The 14,619-nt window shown below is 45.0% G+C and carries 18 protein-coding genes; 16 read left to right on the top strand and 2 right to left on the bottom strand.

Translation table 11 applies throughout. From position 1 onward, the window contains the following. Positions 1 to 24: 24 nt before the first annotated feature. On the bottom strand, positions 25 to 612 hold the full coding sequence (locus tag M1D71_RS07270; protein WP_458125874.1) for an NAD(P)H oxidoreductase: 588 nt from the start codon (positions 610 to 612) through the stop codon (positions 25 to 27). A 244-nt stretch (positions 613 to 856) separates the two neighbouring features. On the opposite strand from M1D71_RS07270, the gene M1D71_RS07275 reads away from it, so the two are divergent. From M1D71_RS07275 to M1D71_RS07330, 12 genes are all read left to right on the top strand, one after another. Continuing rightward, a complete protein-coding gene (locus tag M1D71_RS07275; RefSeq protein ID WP_458125875.1) occupies positions 857 to 1,255 on the top strand; it encodes a winged helix-turn-helix transcriptional regulator in 399 nt (132 codons plus the stop codon). 14 nt (positions 1,256 to 1,269) lie between these two features. Next, positions 1,270 to 1,746, top strand: coding sequence for an NUDIX hydrolase (locus M1D71_RS07280; protein ID WP_458125876.1), 477 nt, complete (start codon positions 1,270 to 1,272; stop codon positions 1,744 to 1,746). 60 nt (positions 1,747 to 1,806) lie between these two features. Then, on the top strand, positions 1,807 to 2,196 hold the full coding sequence (locus M1D71_RS07285; protein WP_458125877.1) for a hypothetical protein: 390 nt from the start codon (positions 1,807 to 1,809) through the stop codon (positions 2,194 to 2,196). Between the two features lie 184 nt (positions 2,197 to 2,380). Further along, positions 2,381 to 3,244 (top strand): DUF4085 family protein, encoded by an 864-nt coding sequence (locus M1D71_RS07290; protein WP_458125878.1) that lies wholly within the window; start codon positions 2,381 to 2,383, stop codon positions 3,242 to 3,244. A 159-nt stretch (positions 3,245 to 3,403) separates the two neighbouring features. Then, positions 3,404 to 3,619, top strand: a complete 216-nt coding sequence (locus M1D71_RS07295) for a hypothetical protein (RefSeq protein ID WP_458125879.1) — start codon at positions 3,404 to 3,406, stop codon at positions 3,617 to 3,619. Between the two features lie 24 nt (positions 3,620 to 3,643). Continuing rightward, the gene (locus M1D71_RS07300) at positions 3,644 to 4,117 is read left to right on the top strand and encodes an NUDIX domain-containing protein (protein ID WP_458125880.1); all 474 of its coding nucleotides are present in this window, start codon (positions 3,644 to 3,646) and stop codon (positions 4,115 to 4,117) included. Positions 4,118 to 4,195: 78 nt separating this feature from the next. Then, entirely contained in the window at positions 4,196 to 5,059 is an 864-nt protein-coding gene (locus M1D71_RS07305) for a phosphotransferase (protein ID WP_458125881.1), read from the top strand. Between the two features lie 71 nt (positions 5,060 to 5,130). Next, positions 5,131 to 5,688, top strand: a complete 558-nt coding sequence (locus tag M1D71_RS07310; protein ID WP_458125882.1) for a MepB family protein — start codon at positions 5,131 to 5,133, stop codon at positions 5,686 to 5,688. A gap of 265 nt (positions 5,689 to 5,953) precedes the next feature. Then, positions 5,954 to 6,370 carry a MerR family transcriptional regulator gene (locus M1D71_RS07315; RefSeq protein ID WP_458125883.1) on the top strand — a complete coding sequence of 139 codons (417 nt, stop codon included), beginning with the start codon at positions 5,954 to 5,956 and terminating at the stop codon, positions 6,368 to 6,370. Positions 6,371 to 6,395: 25 nt separating this feature from the next. After that, entirely contained in the window at positions 6,396 to 7,367 is a 972-nt protein-coding gene (locus tag M1D71_RS07320) for an aldo/keto reductase (RefSeq protein WP_458125884.1), read from the top strand. Between the two features lie 287 nt (positions 7,368 to 7,654). Continuing rightward, positions 7,655 to 8,044, top strand: a complete 390-nt coding sequence (locus tag M1D71_RS07325; RefSeq protein ID WP_458125885.1) for a hypothetical protein — start codon at positions 7,655 to 7,657, stop codon at positions 8,042 to 8,044. Between the two features lie 142 nt (positions 8,045 to 8,186). Then, on the top strand, positions 8,187 to 9,224 hold the full coding sequence (locus M1D71_RS07330) for a hypothetical protein (protein ID WP_458125886.1): 1,038 nt from the start codon (positions 8,187 to 8,189) through the stop codon (positions 9,222 to 9,224). Between the two features lie 157 nt (positions 9,225 to 9,381). Here the strand turns inward: M1D71_RS07330 and M1D71_RS07335 are convergent, their stop codons facing one another. Next, positions 9,382 to 10,365, bottom strand: coding sequence for a cation diffusion facilitator family transporter (locus M1D71_RS07335; protein WP_458125887.1), 984 nt, complete (start codon positions 10,363 to 10,365; stop codon positions 9,382 to 9,384). Positions 10,366 to 10,655: 290 nt separating this feature from the next. Between M1D71_RS07335 and M1D71_RS07340 the strand changes: the two genes are divergently transcribed. The 4 genes from M1D71_RS07340 (at position 10,656) to M1D71_RS07355 (ending at position 14,578) form a co-directional block, all read left to right on the top strand. Continuing rightward, complete coding sequence (locus M1D71_RS07340) at positions 10,656 to 11,333, top strand: response regulator transcription factor (RefSeq protein WP_458125888.1); 678 nt, start codon at positions 10,656 to 10,658, stop codon at positions 11,331 to 11,333. After that, positions 11,330 to 12,706: a sensor histidine kinase gene (locus M1D71_RS07345; protein WP_458125889.1), complete on the top strand. Its 1,377-nt coding sequence runs from the start codon at positions 11,330 to 11,332 to the stop codon at positions 12,704 to 12,706. Before M1D71_RS07340 ends, M1D71_RS07345 begins: the two co-directional genes overlap by 4 nt. 67 nt (positions 12,707 to 12,773) lie before the next feature. Further along, positions 12,774 to 13,904 carry an ABC transporter permease gene (locus M1D71_RS07350; RefSeq protein ID WP_458125890.1) on the top strand — a complete coding sequence of 377 codons (1,131 nt, stop codon included), beginning with the start codon at positions 12,774 to 12,776 and terminating at the stop codon, positions 13,902 to 13,904. Continuing rightward, positions 13,901 to 14,578 (top strand): ABC transporter ATP-binding protein, encoded by a 678-nt coding sequence (locus M1D71_RS07355; protein ID WP_458125891.1) that lies wholly within the window; start codon positions 13,901 to 13,903, stop codon positions 14,576 to 14,578. Before M1D71_RS07350 ends, M1D71_RS07355 begins: the two co-directional genes overlap by 4 nt. The last annotated feature ends 41 nt before the right edge of the window (positions 14,579 to 14,619 follow it).

Consider the following 14,619-nt stretch of genomic DNA (forward strand, 5'->3'; position numbering starts at 1 on the left):
TCAAGCGTAGTTGTTCTCATACCATTACAGCGTCGGAATATCGTTGGCATAGTTCAGTCCCAAGTGATGTGCATGGTTCAGCAGTGCCTCATAATGCTCAGGCTTGGATTCCAACGTTTCATATAAAAACTCAACCCTCGATTGGGACACGCCGCAATAATCGGCAATACCCACATTGAGCAGATTGGCGATCGATTGCCCATAGTTGCGCTTATGCATCTGTTCTTCCGTCACGCCGGAAAGAGCGATCCACAATATCTGCTGGTGAGGAAGTTTGTTCGTGCCGTAGGCAAACCCGTTGTTCATGACACGATCCACATAGCCTTTCAACATGGCTGGCAGATGCCACCACCAGAGAGGAAATACAAAAGCCACAGCGTCGTGCTTCTTCAATCGCTCCATCTCCGTTTCAACCTCAGGCGAGAACACCTGATTTTCTTGGGTATAGTCCGGTTCATCCATCTCTCGGAGAATCGGGTCGAACCCAATCCGATGCAAATCCAATATCTCATAGCCGTGACCGGCCTCGGCAAGACCCTGTGCAAAATGTTCAGCTACCTGGAAGGTCAGGGAATCTTTTCGCGGGTGGGACACTACAACTAATACGTTCATCTTATCTTTCACTACCTTTCTGCATTGCAGTCTTGTAGCCATAAATCAATGGCTGATGCTATTATAAACAGGTATGGAAACATCCGGAAGTACGCACTTTGATGTTCTATAGGAAGAATGAAGTGCCATAGGAACATTAAAGTACCCTAAATTAATGCCTCGAAATGAGCTTAAATAACGGAAAAAGAGCAGCAAGTAGATACGATTTTAACTTGGATACAGCCTGATTATGGAGGGGTTCAAAATGACGGAACATGGAGAAACGAGCACTCCAAAGAAATATAAAGTTGGCGTTGAGGCGGCTTTGGAAGTGATGGGCGGGAAATGGAAGCCTTTGATTATTTATCATTTGATGACAGGACGGAAACGCACATCGGAGCTTCGGCGGTTAATACCGGACATTACACAGAAGATGCTGACAACGCAGCTCAGAGGTCTGGAAAAGGATGAGATTGTACAGCGCAAGGTATATTCGGAGGTACCTCCGAAAGTGGAATATGAGTTAACGGATTACGGTTGGGGATTAAAACCTGCTCTGGACCATTTGTGCTATTGGGGAGAAGAGCATCTGGAGAAGGTGCACGGGGATAAGTTTAAGGTTTTGGAGGACTTCGATTCTGAAGAAAAGGGAGTGAGAAATTGAATGGTGCAGAGCACATGAAACAGGCAGTTCCCATTCGTTGTGAAGGAGTGGCTGTAGTACTGTTGAAGAAGAGCCTCGATCAATACCGTGTACTGATGCTGAAGCGGGCTGGCCGTATGTTGCATAACGAGTGGTGTTATGTTGGCGGCGGTATAGAGCAGGGCGAGAAGGCAGGGGAAGCTGCACTCAGAGAAGTTCACGAGGAAACAGGTATTACGAAAGTCCGTTTGTACTCTGCGAACCAATTCGAACAATATTATTCACCCATGGGGGAATATATCTATATTGCTCCCGTATTCGTAGGATATGTGGATGAAGACCAGCCTGTACGGTTGAATCATGAACATACCGAGTATCAATGGATGACGTTTGACGAAGCCAAAGAAAATGCAGCATTGCCCGGAATTGATGACATTTTGGATTTTGTTGAAAAGCATTTTGCTAAGAAAGCCCCTTCCGAGTGGCTTCGAATTAATGGAGAGAATAATTAGGAGGTGGAACTCATCACATACAAGACGATTTATCCAAGAGCATGGTTGAGCCTACTATGTATGTTGGTCATTGAAGCTATACTTTTCAGGGATGGTATATACGATAAAAATGGTATTCTGAAGTACTTCCTGATCGTTATATTGACCTTTATTCTCGGTTATATCATTTTCCTGATCTGGCGTTTGTTTTTCACTAAACCCAGTATTACGCTGGAAAGCGATCATGTGATTTCTACGAAACATCAGAGATATGATGCATCTCAGATTGAGTGTGTTTATATGAATTACAGACGGATTGGCATCAAACTCTATGGTAAACGGTTAGTGCCGATGGATCTATGTTTTTATTTTCAACGAGGTCAGAAGTCCGCAGGCGTAGAAGCTGTGCATGAATGGGCGGCCCGAAACGACAAAGAGATGAAACAAAAATTGTTTCAAACATTGGGGTAGAACAGTGCGTTTGTGAATATAAGAAATCGTTGAGGCTGAAGATTTTGGAGGAGTAGCGATGCAAACAATAGAGCAATTTCTAACGAGATCGATCTGAAGTGGTCGAGGTGTTAGACTTTAAGAGATCTGTTATCGCTAACAAGATTATTGAAGTAGATTCTATAAATCAACAGGAGAGATGCCCATGAGATATCTAACGAAAGAATGGTATGAGCTTTGTCAGCAGACACATCTTCATTTTGGTTTAAGAGTACATAACGGAGCTAACGAGTTCGATGAGAATCTTTTTTTTAGGTTGTATAAAAGAAAGGAAAAAGCGCATGTGAAGCAGGAGCGAGAGTTATATAACTTGGACCCACGTTACATGCTGGAGCATGATGGTCAAATACTTACTCGCGTAGACAAAGCTTTCGGTGAGGAAGAAGTGACAGAAGAGGATCAGATCGTATTTCACATGCCTCCGGAAGAACGAGCGCATATCGAGAAATGTATTGCAGAATATGATGTGCGTCCTCCTTTTGATGAGAAGAAATGTAAGGAAGAGTACAAAGAATGGATGGAGTCGAGTTTTCAATACAAGGCGGAACATTTGCCACAGGAAATCGTTGAACAAATTGTGGATATTCGTGTGTTTACTTTGGGATATTGCACGAGAGAGATACTACAGCAATTGAAGAAACAGAGTGCGCACAATTGGAGACGTGTGGAACACACATCGAAAGAATTTAGAGAAGTGATGATGGCACAGGATATCCCCGATGAAATACATAGCCGGGTTCAATATCATGATTGTACAGTGACGGAACTGCTGACGGGAGATGAAGTGGTCATTCGTTTTGACACTCGTGGTGGCTTCACCAATATAAATAAACTTACACTGGTTGCACCCGAAATCATCAAGCAAGAGGGAGAGATTGTAGGCAGTTACTGGCTGTATCAAGAGCTGTATCGGATCGATAACGGATATGAACTTCATGTTCTATTTGATGGAGAGAATATGCCCGAATTGATTATTCGCTGTGCTGACATTCTCGTAGAAGAAGATTGATAGGGAAGATGATGTTGTGATCTGGAGAGACTTCTTATTGAATGACAAGGAATTACAGGTAGGCCCGTTTTATTTTGATTGGGAAAATTATAAACAGGCCCTTGAAAATACGTTTGGTACGGCGGGAATTCAGTAAGGAAAAAGGAGTTGGACAACAATATGGAATTTATCTGGGCTTTAGTCATATCACTTATATGTTTAATTGTGGTTCTTATTTTTGCTGCAATTATACGTTATGCGATAGATTCATCTAAAACATCACAAAAGCTGGATGTACTAATCAAAGAAGTACACTATTTGAAAACAGAAATCAAAAAACAGCAAAACATTAAGCAGCAAGATGACAGCAAGCATATTATTGACGAGAAAGTATAAAAAGCAAAAAGGAGGTACACCTGTATGGGCATGTCAGACTATTACAAAAACCTCAGGGAAAAGATCGGCAACGAGCTTATTTTTATGCCGGGTGTGGCTGGCATTATCCGAAATGAACAAGGGGAGATTCTGTTCGGCCGTAAACATAACGAATCAACCTGGGGGCTGATTGCTGGAGCAATTGAGCTTGGTGAGACACCGGCTCAAGCGATGGTAAGAGAGGCACTGGAAGAGGCAGGCCTAGTTGTAGAACCGGAGAAGATTATCGGAGTATACGGGGGTGAAGCAAGACGGTTTACATACAGTAATGGTCATCAGGTCGAATATTTGACTATCGTATTTGAATGCAGAATCAAATCTGGACAACTGACACCTGATAATGAAGAGATGAAGGATCTGCAATTTTTCCCCGAGGATCAGCTTCCACCCATGGCAAACCAGTATCCAGATTATATTTTTAGTTCCAATCAAGAAGAACGAGCCCATTTTGAAAGATAAGCCACTGTGCAATTTGAACTAAAACTTAACTTATGTTTACCAAATGAATCAAGATCCTAGTTATATGAGGAGAACCATATGTTAATTAACCCAACAATTAATGAGATCAATGACCTATTCAAGATGCATCATATCAATGAAGAAATCACTGAAATTCAAAGTTTGTCAGGTACCACTGCTGGACGTGTTTATCGGTTGAGTACGAATCTGAATAAGCATTATATTCTGAAATCGGATGAACATGAGCAGATTTACATTGCCCAGCAGTTTTTGGACACGTATAAGAATTCTTTGTTACTGCCTGAAGTTTTGTTGACTGTTTCGGATAATACTTATTTTATTTATACGTATATGGAAGGCACGACCCATTTCAACCGGGGACAGAAAAGAGACTGGTTAACTCGTCTGGTGAAAGAGCTATTCAATACATATGTGCGTTCTTCAGATACGAAATCATGGGGCAGAATGGAGTTCCCACAGAGGACATGGAAAGAATTCAATCAGATTAGTATTCATGAAGCAAAGATGAATATTGGAAGTATTTTAACGACAGATGATTATAATCTGGTTCAATCCAAAGTGGATCACCTGTTTCATGAGCAAGAAGAGAAATTTCTTTTGCATGGCGATACGGGTGTTCATAATTTTGTGTTTGCTGAAAATGAACTCATCGGCGTCATTGATCCATCTCCAATGGTTGGACCGATCCTCTATGATTTCTTGTATGCTTTTAGCTCTTCTCCGGATGATATCAACACCGAAACATTATTTGCTACGTTCGAACTGTTAGAACAAGTAGATATGGATAAATCCAGATTGATAGAGGAAGCTCTGGTCCATCTATATTGCCGAATTGGGCTGAGCAACAAGCATCATCCTGATGATCTGCCTGAATATTTGAAGGCATGGGATGAATGGAAGCGATTGTGTCAGGAATTTTGAACAAGCAAAGTTTTTACAGCTATTCCAAATGCCTTAGTTCAGACTACACAAGACAGGAGAGATATCACAAATTGGATAACAAAAGTAGTTTGAATCGTCCGAATGCTTGGACGACCTCCGATATGCTTCATGGCGACTTACTTGCCAGTAAAGAACTTATCTATGACAAGTGTGGCTTTTGTTGCTCCCAACCACATGAAGAAGCACAAAATGCTGAATATGGGGCATATGTGTTCACCTTAAATTCTCTATCCATTCGATTTCGTGTTGCCAAAACCACACCAACCAAGATTGGACAATTTGTTACTCTGTGGCAGCGAAGTGAGGACGGAACGACACAGCCATATGATGTATCAGATCCAGCAGATATGTATGTCATTAGTACGCGCACAGGTAGCCACTTTGGTCAATTTGTATTTCCGAAGCATGTATTGTTGCAGCGAGATATCGTATCAAATCAAGGAAAAGGTGGCAAGCGTGCCATACGTGTATATCCGCCTTGGGATAAGCCAACAAGTAAGCAGGCTCTAAAAACGCAGCAATGGCAGCTGGAATATTTTCTGGAAGTACCTGTTACCGAACCGTTGAACTGTGATCAAGCTCGGGTACTTTATGGCACCCAGCGATAAAAGTAAGCGAAACAGTAGCCCAGCATCTCCAAACTCTTCTCCTCTGAATATCAGCTTTTCACCGATCTTTTCGACATATCTCCTCTATTCGTTATTTCCCAGTACTCAAGCGTGTGCGATGTCCTCCATTTGTTAAAAATAGTGAACGTTAGTGATTTTAATTTTTTTGAAATTTGTGCTTGCCTTAATGTGAACATTAAGCCTTAGGATGTAAAAGAACCGGCCAAATGCATCCAAAAATGAACATAAAGGAGGAGTCAGCATTATGGCTTTCTCGATAAAAGAAGCTTCGGAGCGGCTGGGTTGTCCTGCACATAAAATTCGTTACTACGAGAAGGAGGGACTGTTTCCTTACATCCAACGGGATCAGCATGGAAATCGGATGTTCGAGGAAGAACATCTGGATTGGATGAGACTGATGTCCTGTTTCCGGGCAACGGGTATGAAGGTATCTACACTGAAACATATGGTTAGTCTGGCGCTGGATGGTGATTCAACGATTCCACAACGGAAAGCGATCCTTCACGAATATAAAGAGGAATTACATCGCCGCCAACTTGAAATTGCCGAAGCACTTTCAGCGGTGAATAACAAATTGAACATCTATGAAGACATAGAATCAGGAAAGCTTCCTTCAGAAAGCAAGCTGCTAGATCAAATGGAAAGCATCGCTAAAGACTAATATTAACGGATGGAGAGATGGAGAGATGAAGCAAAGAGTGCTGGGAAATAGCGATATCGTCGTATCATCGATTGGATTGGGAATTATGGGCATGTCTCCGGGGATGTATGGGGAAACCAATGATGAGGAGTCAATGAAGACCATCCATCACGCGTTGGAGATTGGCGTTACACTGCTAGATACAGCTGATGTGTATGGTAATGGTCATAATGAAGAACTACTGGGGAAAGCGCTGAAGGGACGTCGCGATCAGGCCATTATTGCTACGAAATTCGCGTATACCCCAAACTATGAGACGTTGAATGGTCATCCGGATTACGTGAAAAAGGCTGTAGAAGCAAGTCTTCGCAGGCTGGACACCGACTATATTGATCTGTATTACCAGCACAGGGTAGATCCTCAGATTCCGATTGAGGAAACGGTTGGCGCGATGGCCGACTTGGTTAAAGAGGGGAAAGTCCGCTGCCTTGGCTTGTCGGAAGCATCGGCTTCCACTTTACGCCGTGCACACGCCGTTCATCCAATCTCTGTGTTGCAGAGCGAATATTCCCTGTGGAGCCGGGATATTGAGGACGAGATTCTACCGACTGCGAGAGAACTGAATATTACCCATATTGCATACAGTCCATTAAGCAGAGGGTTTATCTCAGGTGAGATACGGAAATTCGAAGATTTGGATGTTAATGATCTGCGCAGATATATGCCGAGGTTCCAAGGAGACAATTTCTCCAAAAATATAGAAGTTGTGGATAAAATCAAAGAGATCGCGATGGAGAAGAGTTGCACGCCTGCACAATTGGCTTTAGCTTGGACACTAGCTAATAACGCATTGCCGATTCCGGGAACGAAACGAATCAAATATTTGGAGGAAAACGCGAACGCAACAACGATTGAACTGACACCTGATGACTTAGCTCGGATTGAAAAGGTAAGCCCCAAAAATGAAGTCCATGGAACACGTTATATGAAAGAAATGATGACTCAGCTTAATGGGTAAATGATGTCCATATAACTTGTTATCCGTAGCGAAGTAGTTGCTCAGTAAAATACAAGTATAGAATACAGATAGAGACTCTCCTTTAGTGAAAGTCTCTATTTGTATTGATTCCCAATCGAGGCAGGGGAGTCGAAAAGGAAAAAAGGAAGTATGATTTTGTGCCATATCCTGTATAATTTAGAGAACAGCCAGGTTTGTATTTCTGTAGAGAATGAAGGCCCTACGATTGCAGAAAGCGAGGTATCCCTAATATAGAATCGATTTTACCGCCATTTGAATACTGGAGCGTGATCTACATCGTCTTGACATCGGCAATCGTATTCACCGTCTTGATTCTGATCGTTATTCTGTTTCAGGTTGCGTTGGCTGTAGGTGTGCCATGGGGAGAGTACGCCATGGGTGGGAAGTTTCCCGGGAAATACCCCGTATCCATGCGTTTTGCCTGCATATTTCAGATCGCAATTCTGGCATTCATGGGTATTGTTGTTCTGAGCAAATCAGGATTGCTTGTTCGTGAATGGTCTGCATTTGCAGATATCGCAATTTGGTTTATCGTTGGGTATTTGGTGTTGGGGACGATACTGAATCTGATCACGAGAAGTGTATGGGAACGAAGAATCTGGGCGCCCGTAACGTTGTTGATGTTGGTAACCAGTATAATCATTGCCATTTCATAACAATGAGCAACAACGAAATTTACAAAACTAGAGCCCGGGCATGTATGCCAAAGGGCTCTATTAATCACTGCCGTTCCTCATTTATACTAATGATAGTTTAACCCTTACATAGAGAAGATCAACGGAGAGGAGCGGTTTTATTATGCCGATCTACTACTACCTTGCAGCAGTTTTATTGGTTGTAACAGCCTATTTGGTTCGACGCAAGCTCAAGATTTTCCGTCCAGCAGGAAGACGCAGAAAACAGACGAAAGTTACGTACAGACGAAAAAAAGCACCATTGAATCTTGGACTTCGAGAAGAAGTCCCCTATCAGCAAACCATTCTTCAATTGGAGAAGAGTTACAATAAGCATTTTGCGAACAAACTCAAGATCCGAATTCAACAGGAATATCCTCGCATGAAAACGCTGGAGTATCGGTGGAAACTAATAGAGCTTAAGCGATACTTCATTATGGCTTCATTACTTAAGCAGGTGCCCATGTTCAGTGATGAGGTAGATGATTTGTGGCATGAGATGCTGATGTTTACGAAATCTTACGCTGATTTTTGTGCAGAATTCATGGGTTCCACGGTACACCATGAGCCGGCAATCACCCGCCGCGAAACGCCAGGAGCACGTGCATGGTTTGACTGGGTGTACTGTCAATTATTCGAGTTTACCCCCTACAGTGCTGCAATCTGGGGTGATTTTTTCACTTACCCATTATCCAGTGATGTACAGAAGCTGATCGCACAGGGAGATCAATCTGAACTGGTGAATGAACTGTTTCATGCCAGACGCATGCAGGAAGATCCTGAAGCTGCTCAGGTGATTGCCTACTTGATTGATCAACTACGTAGATCCGCAACGCTAAGTGAAGAAGAGCTATCTCCAGTATCTTCCGGAAGTAGCGATGTAGCTCTCGTCATGGCTAGCGCCATGGTGTATTACTCCATGCATAACGAGGCGACATATGGGCTGCACATGGGCCGGCTGGAGCAGGAAATTCTTCCACAGGAAAAGGCAGCCTATGGTTCCTCGTCAAGCAGTGGTTGCACGAGCAGTTCCAGCTGTTATGCGGATCAATGTACGGACAGTAGCAGTTCCTCGGGAGGATCCGGATCATCCTCGGGATCATCTTCCGACTCTTCTTGCAGCTCGTCCAGCTGTTCATCTTGTGGTGGTGGCGGAGATTAATGAAGTATGCAAGCTAATCCATACGATTATTGTTACAGGAATGTGTTCATCATGCCGTAGGACATACCCTAAAATTATAAAAATCAAAAACAGGGCGTTCCCTTTAACGGGAATCAGCCCTGTTTTCATTTGGAAGCAGTTATGATTAGTATAACATTCAATGGTGATGATGCGCATGAGCATCTGGTGCGTCGCCTTTGACAGTACATAATACCGAGGTGTCATGCAGATGTTTTTCGGACTCCACTTGGAGCGTTACATGTTTGATTTCTTTATGTTCCAGCATATGTTCAATCCTCTGAACCAGGATCTCGGATGCATAGACATCCATCGTTCCATCTACCACGATATGTGCGGTCAACGCATTCAGGTTACTGGTAATGGACCAGACATGCACATCATGAACACCTTTAACGCCATCAACTTGTTTAATGGTCTGCACCAGCTCATTCACATCCACATTGGCCGGAGTGCCTTCCATCAAGATATGCAGGGATGATTTGGTGACATAGAACCCACTTCGCAATACCAGTGCCGCGACAATCACACTCGCAAGTGGATCGGCCCAACCCCAGCCAAAGAACATCATGAGCAATGCCGCCGCGATGGCCCCAACGGATCCCAGCATGTCGCTGATGACGTGCAGATAAGCACCGCGCATATTCAGATTATTTTCCGTATCGCTACCACGCATCATGATCCAGGCCACCAGAATATTGATGAGTAATCCAATAACGCTGATGATTAACATGCCTACCGTTGCAACTTCCGGCGGGTTGATAAAACGACCAACCGCTTCGTAGAAAATGTAGAGTGCAATGGCGATTAACGTAATTCCGTTTAACGAAGCGGCCAAAATTTCAAATCTTCTGTAGCCGTACGTTTTGCCGGTATTCACCGCTTTTTCACCAAAGGTGAACGCCAGTAAAGCGATCCCGAGTGCAATGGAGTCAGACAGCATATGGCCTGCATCCGAGATAAGTGCGAGACTGTTGGTGATGAATCCACCAATGGCTTCGACGATCATATAGATGGTAATAATAATGAAGGAAAACAACAGTACTTTCTTGTTATTGGTGGTGTGAGCGTGGTTGTGTCCATGATCGTGCCCATGGTTGTGACTGTGATGATGTCCAGACATATAAATCCTCTCCTTTGGAGCGAGGCTCCGTTATGTAATATGATTTCTAGTGTGGTTATAAATGATCCTTAACAATAGTTGATCTCCTACAAATGAATATATGAGCGTTTGTTCATATGTTATGGATTTATTATAGTTGGGCCTCATAGTAGTGTCAACCAGATTTAAGAAAATATAAACATGTCCATGGTGTCTCCATGGGTTTGCTGGCGAATAAGATTGCTTTTATGCTACCATCTGTGCAGGATCAAAGTGAGATGTACTCGCTACATAGAAGGGCGGACAACGATATGAAACAACTGCTGCTGGCAGACGATGATGCCAACATTCGAGCACTCCTGCGGCATGTCATGACCAAGGAAGGGTATCGGGTTCATGAAGCGCAGGATGGATTGGAAGCGGTCAGACGGATGCAAGAAACGCCGATTGACCTGGCGATCCTCGATGTGATGATGCCCGGTATGGACGGACTGGAGTTATGTGATTTCATTCGGCAGCACTACGACATTCCCATCATGCTACTGACGGCACGAGATCAGCTATCCGACAAGAGAGACGGTTATTTGAAAGGAACGGATGAATATGTGACGAAGCCATTTGAACCAGAAGAGTTAGTCTATCGGGTAAAGGCGTTATTTCGTCGGTACCATCGCACATCCAGCGATATCATCCGCATGAATCGGATCGTCATTGACCGTAACAATGTGGAGGTTACGGACGGACAATCCATTCTCTTTTTACCGATGAAAGAATTTGAATTACTCTCACAGCTTGCCCAGTTTCCGGGGCGTTTGTTCTCACGGGATGAGCTCATTCGGCTCGTATGGGGAGCAGATTATGAAGGAGATGACCGTACCGTTGATGTACATATCAAGCGACTCCGTGATCGATTTGCCGATTATACGGATGATTTCGTCATTCAGACGGTGCGGGGCATTGGTTACAAGATGGAGGTGAAAACGCCTTGAGGACCTTGTATGTCCGGGTATTCCTCATTACGGTTGCGGTGATTATGGTCAGCGGCATGCTCGGTTTTCTTATGTCGAATATCTACTATCATGCGAAGCTCAAGGAATTCAATGATGAGAAGCTAGTGGGCATCGCGACGCAAATGAAGCAATTTGTGGAGCAGCAACCCGGTACGATGGAGGATTATCTGAGCAATGCCGCCGCACTCGGGTACGAAATCTATGTGACGGATGGAAAAGGCAATGACCGGTTCTACGGCCGTGAATTCCGGGAGAAAGATCTGGACAAGCAAGCTGTAGAACTGGTGCTGAATGGTGAGGAATACCATGGCGTTGCCCAGTTCCCAAGTAAACCGTTCATTACCGGTTTCTTCGATAATCAATTAAGCAATACCGTGGGTGTTCATCTACAGCTGGACAATGCGAATTATGCCCTTTTTATGCGTCCGGATGTGATCCTGCAATTTGGTGAACTTCGTATATTTTTTGCGCTGATTGGAGCATTAACGGTGGGCATTAGTATCCTGCTCTTTCTGATTAGTACCCGCTATCTGGTTAATCCCATTGAACGTCTGTCCGAGGCGACCAAGCGGATTGCGCAAGGAAAATATAATCTGAAGTTGCCTACCTCAAGGCGTGATGAGATTGGTCAGCTGGCCCAGCATTTCATGACCATGAGTCGTGAATTGGAGAGGGTAGATCAGGCACGGCAGCAGTTTGTATCCAACGTATCCCATGAGATTCAATCGCCGCTGACCTCGATTCAGGGGTTTGCCCAATTGGTAGCGGATCGGGACCTGCCTGAACAAGAACGGGAGCACTATGCATCGATTATTGAGGAGGAGAGCCGTCATCTCTCCTTGCTCAGCAAACAACTGCTTCTCCTGTCCTCCCTTGAACAAGGCAACGAAGATCTGTCCAAAGTGAAGTTCTCTCTGCGAGATCAATTCCGGCAAGCGGTTCAGGTGCTGCAATGGCAACTCGAAGAAAAAGAACTGCTGCTTCGGATTTCGGTCCCGGAATCCATCCAGCTGGTGGGCAATGAAGTGCTGCTCATGCAGGTGTGGATGAATCTGCTGGGTAATGCAGTGAATCATCTGCCACAGGGAAAAAGCATCGAGATTCATGCCGAGCAGACGGATAACCAGTGTGTGATTCAGATTCGGGATACAGGGAACGGAATTGCTGCGGAGCATCTGCCTTTCTTGTTCGATCGCTTCTATCGGGTGGACCGTGCGCGGGAACGTTCTTCTGGACGAACCGGTCTTGGACTTGCTATTGTGCAGAAAATTATCCGAATTCATGACGGTACGATCGAGGTTTCCAGTTCGCCTGAGGGCACGGTCTTTACCGTGACACTTCCCCAGATGTAATCTGTTATTCATTTGCCGTTCATTTTCGCCTCCTATACTTGGGTTATCAAGAGGGAGGTCACAGAACATGTACTTGGCTATTCGGGAAATGAGGTATGCCAAAGGGCGGTATGCCTTAATTGCTACAATCATGGTGCTGGTTTCATTTCTGGTACTGTTTGTCACAGGTCTTGCACAGGGGTTGGCGTATGACAACGCGGCTTCGATCAAAAATATGGCAGCAACCCACTTTGTACTGGAGCAGGATTCGAATCATCGGTTTACCCGGTCACAAGTGGATCAGGATCAGCTTAATCAAGCTCGCTCCGTGGTGGGGCAAGAGAACGCTGAGCCGCTCGGTGTGAAAATGACAACCATCAGTCCAACCGGCGACACGAAGAAGATTGATGTCACGCTGTTCATGGTGAACCCGGAAGGTTGGCTTGCTCCAACGGTTACCGAAGGGTCTCCGATTACGGCTCAGACAAACGGGCAGGTTGTGGTGGACCAAAAGTTGTCTGAATCAGGTGTCACAATTGGCACCGTCCTGGTCGATCAAGCTTCGGGAACGGAGTGGACCGTTGGTGGATTTGTACAAAATGAGTCCTTCAGTCACTCCCCGGTGGTGTTCCTAAATGAAGAAGAATGGCTTACGCTTCAAGGAGGTTCACGAACTACGCAAGGTTCAGCCGACACCAATGCTAATGCTCCGATATACAACGCCATTGCGATCAAGGGTGCAGGCGAGCAGGTGGACGAACTGAGTACTGCATTGCCTAATACGGAAGTTATTACGAAGTCGGATGCCGTATCGGCCATTCCTGGATATAAGGAAGAGCAGGGATCGTTGCTCATGATGATCGCTTTTCTATATGTTATTTCGGCGTTTGTGCTTGCGGTATTCTTCTATGTCATTACAATTCAGAAAACGAGTCAATTCGGTATATTGAAAGCGATTGGGACGCGGAATGGTTATCTGGCGGGCAGTGTTTCGTTACAAGTCTTGATCCTGTCGGTTGGTAGTCTGGTGATTAGCGTACTGTTGGTTCGGCTGTTTGAGTCTATCTTGCCAGCATCGATGCCGTTTCAATTAGGCTTGTCCACTCTCGCGCTGACCTGTGTGTTATTCATCCTCATGTCTGTGGCGGGTTCATTATTCTCGGTGTGGAAGGTTACCAAAATTGATGCACTTGATGCGATTGGGAGGACAGCAGCATGAGAAACCGATTGGTATTGCAGGGAATTACACAGACTTTTGAAGATGGCGGCAGCAAACGCAAGATTCTGGACAAGCTGGACCTTGAGGTAGTTGAGGGGGAACTAGTGGCTGTGATGGGGCCTTCCGGCTCGGGCAAAAGCACATTCCTTTCCATTGCTGGCGCACTTCTTGAACCGACCGAAGGGCAGGTTCTACTGGACGGGGCCTCTATTATGGGCAAAAGCAAACAGGATATATCCGATATGCGGCTTCAGCAGCTCGGTTTTATTTTTCAAAGTGCCAACCTCATTCCGTATCTGAAAGTAGAAGAACAACTGATGGTGGTCGCGAAGCTCGCCGGAACGGATAAGAACAAGGCCGAGAAGCGCGTGGATGAGCTGCTGGATACGGTAGGTTTGACTCATCGGCGGAAGGCATACGCTGAGAAGCTGTCTGGTGGGGAACGACAGCGGGTCGCCATTGCAAGGGCGTTGATGAATGATCCCGCTGTCCTGCTCGCGGATGAACCGACAGCCAGCCTGGATGCGGAACGTGGGCTGGATATTGTCGGCATGATTGCACGGCTCGTGAAAGAGCAGGGCAAGAGTGCAGTGATGGTTACGCATGATGAGCGGATTTTACCGCTCTGTAGCCGGGTTCTTTTTTTGGAGGATGGAAAGCTGGTGCAGCATTAAAAGGAGTCATGGCCTGAGAGTCTGGAGAGAACACTGTTCCA

This window comes from Paenibacillus sp. Z3-2 (assembly GCF_054161325.1).

Coding starts and splice junctions, on each gene's coding strand:
- M1D71_RS07275 (WP_458125875.1), top strand. CDS start 857: ATGACGGAACATGGAGAAACGAGCACTCCAAAGAAATATAAAGTTGGC.
- M1D71_RS07340 (WP_458125888.1), top strand. CDS start 10,656: ATGAAACAACTGCTGCTGGCAGACGATGATGCCAACATTCGAGCACTC.
- M1D71_RS07300 (WP_458125880.1), top strand. CDS start 3,644: ATGGGCATGTCAGACTATTACAAAAACCTCAGGGAAAAGATCGGCAAC.
- M1D71_RS07355 (WP_458125891.1), top strand. CDS start 13,901: ATGAGAAACCGATTGGTATTGCAGGGAATTACACAGACTTTTGAAGAT.
- M1D71_RS07280 (WP_458125876.1), top strand. CDS start 1,270: ATGAAACAGGCAGTTCCCATTCGTTGTGAAGGAGTGGCTGTAGTACTG.
- M1D71_RS07285 (WP_458125877.1), top strand. CDS start 1,807: ATGTTGGTCATTGAAGCTATACTTTTCAGGGATGGTATATACGATAAA.
- M1D71_RS07290 (WP_458125878.1), top strand. CDS start 2,381: ATGAGATATCTAACGAAAGAATGGTATGAGCTTTGTCAGCAGACACAT.
- M1D71_RS07320 (WP_458125884.1), top strand. CDS start 6,396: ATGAAGCAAAGAGTGCTGGGAAATAGCGATATCGTCGTATCATCGATT.
- M1D71_RS07330 (WP_458125886.1), top strand. CDS start 8,187: ATGCCGATCTACTACTACCTTGCAGCAGTTTTATTGGTTGTAACAGCC.
- M1D71_RS07315 (WP_458125883.1), top strand. CDS start 5,954: ATGGCTTTCTCGATAAAAGAAGCTTCGGAGCGGCTGGGTTGTCCTGCA.
- M1D71_RS07350 (WP_458125890.1), top strand. CDS start 12,774: ATGTACTTGGCTATTCGGGAAATGAGGTATGCCAAAGGGCGGTATGCC.
- M1D71_RS07335 (WP_458125887.1), bottom strand. CDS start 10,365: ATGTCTGGACATCATCACAGTCACAACCATGGGCACGATCATGGACAC.
- M1D71_RS07270 (WP_458125874.1), bottom strand. CDS start 612: ATGAACGTATTAGTTGTAGTGTCCCACCCGCGAAAAGATTCCCTGACC.
- M1D71_RS07305 (WP_458125881.1), top strand. CDS start 4,196: ATGTTAATTAACCCAACAATTAATGAGATCAATGACCTATTCAAGATG.
- M1D71_RS07295 (WP_458125879.1), top strand. CDS start 3,404: ATGGAATTTATCTGGGCTTTAGTCATATCACTTATATGTTTAATTGTG.